Genomic DNA, 10419 nt, shown 5'->3' on the forward strand with positions numbered 1-10419 from the left:
CCCCTATTTAATTTTGCCACGGCAGCCATAGAGAGTAGTATTATCAGGGATATCCTTATCAACTAATGCATTTGCCCCAATGATTGAGTTATTGCCAATATTTACGCCTGGTAGTACAACGGCACCAGCGCCTATAAAGACGTGTTTTGCGACAGAAACGCCACCGCAAAGCACAGCTCCCGGCGCTATATGAGAAAAATCACCTATCTTGCAATCATGTTCAATAACCACTCTAGTGTTAATCACAACATGTTGTCCAACAATCACCCCTGCATTAATTATAGCACCTGGTAAAATTTGTACGCCTAAACCCAACAAAGCATAATGTGAAATAATAGCGCGCAGGGATAATACATTGGTAAATGTATAGCCTTTAGCGACCACCTTATCAATTATATTAATACGTTTTCTATCATCAAGCTGTGGTCCTATAGCAACAACAACACCATGTTGCTTTACAGAAAACATCGCTAAATCATCATCATGTTTATACAATTTTATACCAGAAAAAATTGCACCTGATGGGCGTGCAGGACTAATCACCCCCGCTATCGCTTGCTTATTTTCTCTAAGAATATCAGTCAGTACACTCGCATGCCCACCGCCTCCCAAAAGTACTATGGGTCTGTTATTCATTAATTAATTGACCTGCTTTGTAATGGCGAGAAGCATTACAACCTATAACTTTCCAATAAAGACTTGGTGACATACCATTACCAGGCCTTTTAATATCAATGTTTTGCTCTGAGAAGACCGTACCGGGTGAGATATCTATAGCAGCGACTAAGCTTTTTCTTGCTGCGACTTTATTTGCAACTTCGCTTTTTGTGGGTGCTTTAATTTTACTGCCCATAGCTTGCTCAGTCTGCCTGATCAAGTTGATCATCTCGCTTAACTGTGCTGGGTTAAGTGACGCCTTATGATCTGGTCCCGTCATGGTTTGATCCAAGGTGAAATGTTTTTCGATAATCTTGGCGCCACAAGCAACAGCGGCTATAGATACCAGCCAACCTTCGCTATGATCGGAGTAACCCGTTGGTAAACTGAACGCTTTTTCCATGCTAGCCATCGCTGACAAATTTATTTCATCAAGTGGGGCAGGGTATTCAGTTGTGCAGTGTAATAGTGTAATTTTACTTTGCAATAAAGCTTGCCCTTGAGGGCTACTGTAAGCTAATTCAAAGTCTCCTTCGCTTGGGGCATGCTTATCAGGAAAAATATAACCATAAGCAATCACAGCAAGAGCCGCTTCGATTTCACCTAAAGTAGCCATTCCTGTAGATACAATTAAATCACAACCAGATTGAGCATGCTTTAACACCAGCGGAAGATTAGTGATCTCACCTGAAGGAATTTTTAACCTAGTTAATTTTAAATCGTCTATTAAAAAACGTAAGCTTTGCATATCAAATGCTGTTGATAAAAATTCGATTCCTAAATTTTTACATTCAGCGACTAGTGCATGATGGCTTTCATAGCTCAATTCCAAACGCTCTAACATAGTTAATTGTGATTCAACCAGGCCAATATTAGTGCTTTGATAACTTGCCTGGGCCGCTTCACAGGTTACAATATTCTTTGCTTTAAAGGTCTGAAACTTAACCACATCTGCACCGGCACGATGAGCTTCCCTAACCAACTCAAGAGCCAGCTGTTCATTGCCATTATGATTAACTCCAGCTTCAGCAATAATTAATGTTTTTTGGCTCATGTATTATCTCTGTCATAAAAAGGCTTACTTTGGCAGTCGCTCAAATCAACCTCACTCAATATTTTAACGATTTTTTCAGATGCATTGCCTTCCCCATAGGGATTAATAGCCTGTGTGCATTGGAAAATAAAGTCAGTATCTAGGGCTTTATCAATCGCATTCATTAATGCAATATCGTTCATACTCGTATCAATAATACTGCAACTTTTAGGCCGACCTTTTTGACGAGTGCCAATATTTATCGTGGGGATCTTAAAACTAGGAGCTTCAATTAAACCACTTGATGAGTTTCCTAGCACACAAGCTGCTTGTTTCATTACAGCTAAGTAGCGCTTAAAACCGAGCGAAGGATAGAGGATTACGTTATTTAAGTTCTCCAACTCAAGCCACAGTTTTATCATCAATGCGCCTTCGGCATCTGCATTTGGGTAAGTGACAAGAAAATTAATATCGTCTCGTTCTCTAATTATATTTAATAAGGGGTTAATGTCATTCTCTTTTGCATCACCTCTAGTTACCGGATGATAAGTAACAAGAAAAAGAGGAGCCTCTAAATTTTTAAATGTAACAACATCGTGTAAATCTATATCGTTTGCTTTTGAAGCATGAACAATGTTGTCGATACCAGGTGCGCCGATGACAAAAATTTGACTAGGTTGCTCCCCTAATTGCATTAGACGTTTAGCGAAAGGCTCAGTAGCAGGGAAATGAATACTCGCCATCTTACTAATACTGTGCCGAAGGGCTTCATCAAATGCCCCTTCGGTCACTTCCCCACCATGAATATGTACGATAGGAACACCAAGAAACAAAGCAGCTTGGGCTGCTGCAAATATTTCAAAACGGTCACCAAGTACCAACAAACAATCTAAATTATGACTGGCAAATGCATCCGCAAAGCAGATGGTGGCTAAGCCTGTGGATTTCGCTACCCCAACTCTTGAGTTCGATGACAATAACATCTCGATTGGAATGATATTCTTGATACCTGATTCTTCAAGCTCAGTTATTGTTAATCCATATTCGGGCGATAAATGCGTTCCGCAGGCAAAAACAACTGTTTCAATATCTGATTTACCTTGAAGTAATAAAATAGTTCGACATAACAACCCAAAATCAGCCCTTGTGCCAGTTACAATACCAATCCTTCTCATTTGAGGCCTCTCACATCGAACACAGAACTTGGAATATTCACTAATCGATCAGCCAAATTAATTGAATTGACTAAGGGGCCTCGTAATGCGTTTTTAAACATCGGTAGTGTGTGCATCAGTTGCCATACCGGTCTGGTCATAATTCCTGCTTGATTAGTGTGCGCAATCATTTCATCACGGTATTGTTTTGAAGGACATATCACGGCGTTAAGCCAATAATTTGAGTGTGCGCCTAATGGCTCAACGACGAACTCCAATTCACTTGAAATTAATTCCGATTGATAAAGTGACGCCAATGCTCTTTTATTTTTAATATAACCATTTAATTGTTCTAGTTGAGCACACCCTAAAGCTGCATTAATATTGGGCATACGATAGTTGAAGGCAATTTCATCATGATAAAATTCATAAGGATGAGGCTGTTTTGCAGTTGTAGTTATATGCTTTGCGCGATTAGCTGCCCCCTCCTCGTTACATAAAATCATCCCACCTCCCCCGGTAGTAATCACTTTATTTCCATTAAAACTCAGTGCTGACATTGTTGCAAAAGTGCCCGTATGTTGACCTTTATATAGGGAACCTAAACTTTCTGCGGCATCTTCAACTAATTCAATATAAAAACATTCACATACTTTTTTTAATTCAATAATTTTCGCGGGATGACCAAATGTATGCATTACAACAACTGCTCTCACACGGGCACCGTTTTTGTGATAGCAAACTTGATCTCTAACTTCACAATACTCTTCGAGGTAATTTAATAATGCCTGAGGACATAAACCAAGCGTCTCTCGATTTACATCAACAAACACAGGTGCGGCACCTAAATAAGAAATAGCATTACATGTAGCTACAAAAGTGAGCGCTTGCGTTATAACTAAATCACCTGCTTTAACTCCACTAAGATAAAGCGCTGTATGTAATGCGGCAGTACCATTAACAGTAGCTATCGCATAACCAGCCTTTGTGTAATCAGTGATTTTTTTTTCAAACTCATCAACGTAAGCACCAACACTAGAAACAAAGGTTGAATCTAATGTATCTAGAACGTACTTGCGTTCATTACCTTCAAACACAGGAGCATGCAAAGGAATAAAGTCTTTTGTTCTATAATATTCTTGAATAAAGTTTATTAATTGATTGATAATCATGCCAGCCATATCACATTTTACTTTCTAAATATTTTCCAGTTTCTTGATGTGCAAACTCAGGTAGTAACGTAAAAAAAAGCGCTAGTATCTGGTCTTTCGTCCAACACTGGCTTTTTAACAGAAGATCTATTTTTCTTGTAAATTCACTCAACTTTTTAACATCATATTCCAAAGAATCTTTAATAACACCAAGACTATCGAAAAGCGTCATATCTAACTGCTCTTCATCAGTGAAGAACTCTTCGACATCTTTTTCTCCTGTCGTATTGCTATGAGTAAATAAACAAGGCCAGTACCCTTTACTTGGAAGCGAAGAGATCAATGCTCTAGCTTCATCTTCAGTTGAGCATTGTTTTACCTTAAATCCACGTTCTTTCAAGTAAAGTTCTGCTATCGAAGAAAACGTCGATAAATGAATATCTTCATTTAATTTAGGGAAAAAAATGTCACCATTACTTCCAAGTAAACAAGAAAATAAACATATCAGACCTGACTCTTCAGGAGTCACAAAATAACGCTTCACGTCGTTAGGAGCAACAATAGGTTGCCTCTTTTCAATACGTTGTTTAAATGAATAAAGGAGAGAGCCGTCGCTAAATGCTACATTTGCAAATCGTGCCATCGAAACATTAATATCTTCACTTGCCTTAGCGACAAACATTTCCATTATTTTTTTTGATGCCCCCATCATATTTGCAGGGTTAGCAGCCTTATCGGTAGAAACACAAAAATACTTTTTTATTTCTTTTCCGATACATTGTTGTAAGGTTTTTTCAGTATTTAATATGTTTGTGCGCACCATGCGCATCAGCGTGAAAGGATCCTTTTCATTTCTGACATGTTTGAGAGCGGACAAATTAAGAACATAATCATAACCACCATCTGCGTTAAAAAATGCATCATATTCTTCACTGCCAATATCAAGTGTGAATGTTTGAAAATCTCCCTCTATATATCCTATCGATGAACGTAAATCACGTACGAGTTCAACAAGGTTATTCTCACTTATATCAACAATATGAAGTTTTAAGGGGGACCTTTTAAAAACCTCTTTAGTAACAGCTTGCCCTATCGTCCCTGCCCCACCTAAAATCAGGAAACGGGAGGTTGAAATTTCAGAGGCCAGCTCATGCTCAAATTGTATTAAATCACTGTTAAATAGAGATAATGAGCGCTTTAACAAGTTTAGCATCACAGTCCATTCCTTCTAAATTTAAAAACGCAAAAAGATAAGTACCCATGATAAATCAATATCTTAAAAGCTTAAGCCTTCTTTTGATATTCAGGTTTTGTCCAATCACATTTTGACTTCCAATTTTCTCTGAAGTCAGCTTTAGCTGCTAACACAAACTCAAGCCAAAGTTTATGTGCTTCATTAAAATATACTAGCATTTCTTGCTCTTCTTCAAATTGATATAAAAGAGAAACAATAACACAATGGAAGTAATGCATTGTTCCTTTGAGGAGCTGGAATAGATGAGGTGTTTTTGATTTTTTGTAAGCGAAAACAACGCGTTGTTGAGCTATTAAATTTGCGTTAGCTGCATCTCGAGAATTTATCTCTCTCATACCGATATTATAAATATAATCGCAAAGCTCATCAAATTCATCAAAATTAAGAACCTCCTCTATTTGACTACCATCAACTGGAGCGAAAAAATGCGATTTTATAGACTCAATAAGTTCTGCTTTATCTTCGATCACCTCGCTAAGCAACAAATCACCTTCACGAATGGGTACCGCACCTCTTAATTTAGCACCTTCACCAACATTAAATACGCTTATGTTTTTTGCAAAAGCCGAAATTAATCGATCAAAGCTAGTTTTTGACATTGCCATAAGTGGAGTGGCCATTACATCATTATCAAAATTACCATCGAACCTAATGCTAGCGCCTTCAAGCGCCTTGAGCTCTGTATCGTTGTATATTGATAAATTTGAATGAGTTTTACCATTTAAAGTGTATCCGTTATCTACACCTATTAAATATATTTGCTTAAAGCCAAGCGTCAAAGCGTAAGAAAAAGCGGTATTTGAAACAAATGGACCACTAGCAGGTAGCTCGGATACTTGCTTGCCACACATAATAAAACTGTAAAGAGACATAAAAGCAGTGGCAGCTTCAGGACCCTTCAATCCAACGCCCGACCATTTATACAAATCTAAAACATCCGGATACATAACGTCGACGGTAAGAAGGTTTAAATCGTTATATCCCTGCTCGGGCTCAACGAGCTTCAAAATATCGTAAGTTGCCTTTGTGCGTTCAACTAAAACATGAAAATCAGGAACAATCCCAACTTTAAGTAAACTTTGTAAGGCGGTACCTGCAGCAAAAATAATTGCCTTATTTTTATATGCTTTGATTAATTCAATCGCGTTGTCTAACGATGGCCCGTTTCCAACAACAAATACCGGAGTATCTGCTAGCATTTTCATTTTTTCAGGTGAAGAAAATAAAAAATCAGCCTTCTTTTCTATATTCTTAATAACATGAGCCAACCCTGTTATTGCATCATTATAAAAGCCATAACCCTGTTGTAATTGATAATAATTATCAAAAAAAGATTTAATTAGTTCGTTTACTTTTTGCGAAGGATAATGCTGATAACAAAAGCTATTTATTGCGCTAAAAGAGCCTAATTCATTAGCTATCCTATATATTTCATCAAAAAACTCATCATAATTCACACCTAAACTAAGGAATAGACAGGCACCTTGACTATCAAAAAACTCAATAATTTCAAACCAATTAATACAATATAAACTAGCGAAAAATAATTCTAAATCAGGCTCGCAGATAAACATGTAATCAAAAGAATGTTCTTTTAATAGCGCCGGTATATGATATCCCAAGCCAACACCAAAAATTAAAGCTGTTGGATAATGTTTTGGTAATGAAGAAATAGGAGTGAATTTATTGGTACCAACTTTACTTAAAACTGTACTTAAACGCTGCATATACTGCATGTGCAAACGAGAGTCATCACTTTCCCACTCTTGCGTCCCTGTATAATCAGTACGCCCAAAAGTTGCTTTTTTTGTATACTTTTCTATTTGTTGATTTGTCTGCACTAGAGGATTATCGCTATATAAAGGTACATTCTCGCCTCTAGGGATAAAGTTTCCGTGACCTGATTTAGTAACATGAATACAGAAATCATCGCGAATTTGATATTCTGCTATAGACTTAGCAATATCAGGATAATATTTATCGAAAGCTTCTATATTTTTACTAAAACGATAGTTTGCTTCATCCGCAAACTTAAGCTCACGCAGCTTTTGTTCATGATTGTCTTGAATTGATTTTTCAGTTTCTATGAGTAACGATTGGACTTGTTCTTGCTGGTTTGTCATAAGTTAGTTTCACTATTGCGAATATATCCTTAAACTAACCCAAAGCAATTAAAATGCCAATGATATGAGTTATTTTGAGTAAGCTGTAAGTTTTTTGGAGTTGGTTTTAAACTGGAATAACTGTTTTTTTATATCATCACGGTGTTTTGTATAAACTATATTTATCTCGATCAATCTCTCATTTAATAAATTAAATGAGTGTTCTTCAGCAGCTAACTCTTCATTAGTTAACTTTTTTAACATTTGGTCAATTTCATTAAGGTACCCACGAGCCTCCATTTCATTAGAATTTTGTAACTCTACCTCCATCGCATCAACCAACTCAGCTAATTTACCCGCATTAGCCTGCATTGGCAGTCGCCTGGTTTCCATTTGAAGCTAATACCTGCTGACGAACATTTACAGGAATTGCATCCCATGCAGATTTTATTTCTTTTAATAAGTTTGAAACTTCATCTACTATGTTTACATCATTTTTTACACTTGCATCAATTAAACGGTCAATCATGTATGAATATAAAGCATACAGGTTTTCAGTTACTTCACCACCAGCTTCAAAATCCAAACAATCTCTTAGTGCCAAAATTATTGCTGAAGCTTTAGATAAATGTTCACTTTTTGCCTCAAAGTGTTTTTTATCGATAGCTACTTTTGAAAGGACCATTTTTTCTATGGCACCAGACATTAGCATTTGGATTATTTCATAACGGTCAGCCCCTGCAACACGAGTTTTGAGGGCTTCTTTTTGATAATTTTTTACTCTAGCGTTGTACATAACTCACCTTCTTATATTATTGCTAATTCAATTTTTATACTTAACTGTCTGAACGTGTAAACCCTGGAAGGCTTGCCAACTGAGCACTTAAATAACTTTGAGTAGATTGCATTTGTGCAAGTAATACATCTAAGCCAGCATATTGTTCACGAAGTCTCGCTTCCAAAGATTCCATTCGATACTGATGATTTTCAACATCGTCTTCTAAATCACCTAACTGAGAGTTTAAGTTATTCTCGCGTTGCTTCATGATTCCGTCAGAATTAACATAATTATCTAACAAACTTTCCAGTTTTTTAGCTATACCATTATCACCAGCAAAAGCCTTGCCAATATTATCGTAGTTTTCATCTATAGCGTCATTCAAGCTACGAACCAATGATGATTTTTCTATGTAACCGTCTTTATCAATCCCTAAACCAATATCAAAAATACTAGTAAATGGTCCTGCGTCTGATAATGGTGTTGATAAACCATTAACCAGCTGAGAATCGAATGATCTGATCGTAGAATCACTATTTAAGGGCTTGCCGATCCGTGTTTGCAACCCTATCTGTCCAATTAGGTTGTTATAATTGGCGATAAACTCATCAACTAGCTCTGTTACACTTTCTCTATCAACATTAACTGAGAGTTTGGCCGTTTCCCCGTCAATACTTTGACGTTTAGCAGTGATAGTCATATCCTGAACAGCATCTTTAAACGTATTTGTATCGTTCGTTATGGTAATGCCGTCAACTTTAATAATTGCATCTTTTGCGGTATTTTCTGCCGCTATACCAATACCGCCAGCACCACCGCCATTTGCTACAGTGGATACACTATCAAGTTCAGCGTTATCATTAGTAATAACAAGATCGTTTCCAGTGCCTGTTACTGTAGAAGTCAAAACTAGCTTGGCTTCTGAACCCGTATTAATAATATTCGCTGTGACACCAAAATTACTATCAGAGCTATTTATCGCATCACGCAAATCAGAAAGAGTAGCACCTGCATCCAAGGTTAAATCGAAAGTTTTATCTGGGCCTGCTGAAAAGGATAACGTACCGCCTGAAGCGCTTACAACGTCTTCATTAGTAGCAAATAATCCATCTTCAGATAATGCGCGGCTTCCCTGAGCAATCTCTAATACTTCAATTTTAAAATCACCTGGAGAAATGTCTGATGTAGGAGTAACAGAGATAAGATCTCCATCATCACTTGTTGGTTGGCTTATACTTGCAATCCGTTTGTTGAAATTATCAGGGTCTGCTAATTTTTCAATTGTATCTTGAAGTTTAGACATTGCCGATTTGACTTCACCAATTGCTGATAATTCAACCTGAAGCGCCTCATCCTTCGCTGCAAATGCATTCATTTTAGGTACATTTTCAGCATCAACTGAAGCCGAAATAATACTTTCCAAATCAAGACCTGAACCAATACCCGCAGATGTAATAAGAGGCATAATATAATCCTAAATAGCTGAAACGGCTTAAACTGTTTTATTAAACAGTAAACCTTTATTAGTTAGTCTATCGGCAAATTCGTCCAAAGCTTTAGCTATTTCCCTGAACTCTTCGGTAGGGATTTCTCTTATTATTTCATCGTTACTTTTATCAAGTACTTTAATAATAGGAAGATCTCCACCATCATCAAACTCAAACCTTAAGTTGGTCGATGTTACCGGGATATACTCATTTAGCCTTTCTAAATTTTCTTTTACTTCGACAAACAGATCTTTATCTTTTTTGCTTTCTTGATCTTCAAGATTTTGAGCATTTTTTAAATCAATAGCTTTTCTTGCTGCTAAATCAGTGCCCTTTTCAAGTTTTTCTTCTTTTACTGCATCTTTAGTAATAGATGTATTTACAACACTAAGCCCATCTATCGTTTTTTGTGTAGAGTTTAAATCAATCATCTCGGCTACCCTCGAAACATATAATAAGACTACAAGCCACATTTGACCTATTTGCTTAGTCTAAAGTGGCTCATAGTTCAAATCAATTAACCTAAAAGCGATAGCGCTGCTTGTGGACGCTGATTTGCTTGGCTTAAAATTGTTTGACTAGCCTGTTGTAAGATCTGCATCTTAGTTAAGTTAGCTGTTTCTTGTGCAAAATCAGTATCTTGAATACGTGATTTAGCGGCAGATAAGTTCTCTGAGATGTTTGACTGGTTTCGAATAGTTGATTGGAAACGGTTTTGAACTGCACCCAACTCCGCACGTTTTTTGTCAACTACAGCAATCATTGCATCCATTCCGGCTAAAACTGCTTGCGCATTACCTAC

11 protein-coding genes are annotated in these 10419 nt (G+C 37.0%); all 11 read right to left on the reverse strand.

Annotated elements, in window-relative coordinates:
* Window positions 1-3: 3 nt before the first annotated feature.
* Window positions 4-636 carry an acetyltransferase gene (locus H5117_RS11500; RefSeq protein WP_182737897.1) on the reverse strand — a complete coding sequence of 211 codons (633 nt, stop codon included), beginning with the start codon at window positions 634-636 and terminating at the stop codon, window positions 4-6.
* Window positions 629-1711, reverse strand: coding sequence for an N-acetylneuraminate synthase (gene neuB / locus H5117_RS11505; protein ID WP_182737899.1), 1083 nt, complete (start codon window positions 1709-1711; stop codon window positions 629-631). The genes H5117_RS11500 and neuB overlap by 8 nt, the downstream gene beginning before the upstream one ends.
* A complete protein-coding gene (gene neuC, locus H5117_RS11510; protein WP_182737901.1) occupies window positions 1708-2865 on the reverse strand; it encodes a UDP-N-acetylglucosamine 2-epimerase in 1158 nt (385 codons plus the stop codon). The genes neuB and neuC overlap by 4 nt, the downstream gene beginning before the upstream one ends.
* Window positions 2862-4016 (reverse strand): LegC family aminotransferase, encoded by a 1155-nt coding sequence (locus H5117_RS11515; protein ID WP_182737937.1) that lies wholly within the window; start codon window positions 4014-4016, stop codon window positions 2862-2864. The genes neuC and H5117_RS11515 overlap by 4 nt, the downstream gene beginning before the upstream one ends.
* 10 nt (window positions 4017-4026) lie before the next feature.
* Window positions 4027-5208 (reverse strand): UDP-N-acetylglucosamine 4,6-dehydratase, encoded by a 1182-nt coding sequence (locus tag H5117_RS11520; protein WP_182737903.1) that lies wholly within the window; start codon window positions 5206-5208, stop codon window positions 4027-4029.
* Between the two features lie 71 nt (window positions 5209-5279).
* A complete protein-coding gene (locus H5117_RS11525; protein ID WP_182737907.1) occupies window positions 5280-7373 on the reverse strand; it encodes a 6-hydroxymethylpterin diphosphokinase MptE-like protein in 2094 nt (697 codons plus the stop codon).
* 69 nt (window positions 7374-7442) lie between these two features.
* Entirely contained in the window at window positions 7443-7724 is a 282-nt protein-coding gene (locus H5117_RS11530; RefSeq protein ID WP_182737912.1) for a hypothetical protein, read from the reverse strand.
* Window positions 7714-8148, reverse strand: coding sequence for a flagellar export chaperone FliS (fliS, locus tag H5117_RS11535; protein ID WP_182737915.1), 435 nt, complete (start codon window positions 8146-8148; stop codon window positions 7714-7716). The genes H5117_RS11530 and fliS overlap by 11 nt, the downstream gene beginning before the upstream one ends.
* Window positions 8149-8188: 40 nt before the next feature.
* Entirely contained in the window at window positions 8189-9595 is a 1407-nt protein-coding gene (gene fliD / locus H5117_RS11540; RefSeq protein WP_182737923.1) for a flagellar filament capping protein FliD, read from the reverse strand.
* A gap of 27 nt (window positions 9596-9622) precedes the next feature.
* Window positions 9623-10048: a flagellar protein FlaG gene (locus H5117_RS11545; protein WP_182737925.1), complete on the reverse strand. Its 426-nt coding sequence runs from the start codon at window positions 10046-10048 to the stop codon at window positions 9623-9625.
* An 86-nt stretch (window positions 10049-10134) separates the two neighbouring features.
* A partial coding sequence (locus H5117_RS11550; protein ID WP_259404413.1) for a flagellin occupies window positions 10135-10419 on the reverse strand: 285 nt, incomplete at its 5' end.

Source organism: Pseudoalteromonas sp. SG45-1 (genome assembly GCF_014164135.1).
Taxonomy (GTDB): Bacteria; Pseudomonadota; Gammaproteobacteria; order Enterobacterales; family Alteromonadaceae; genus Pseudoalteromonas; species Pseudoalteromonas distincta.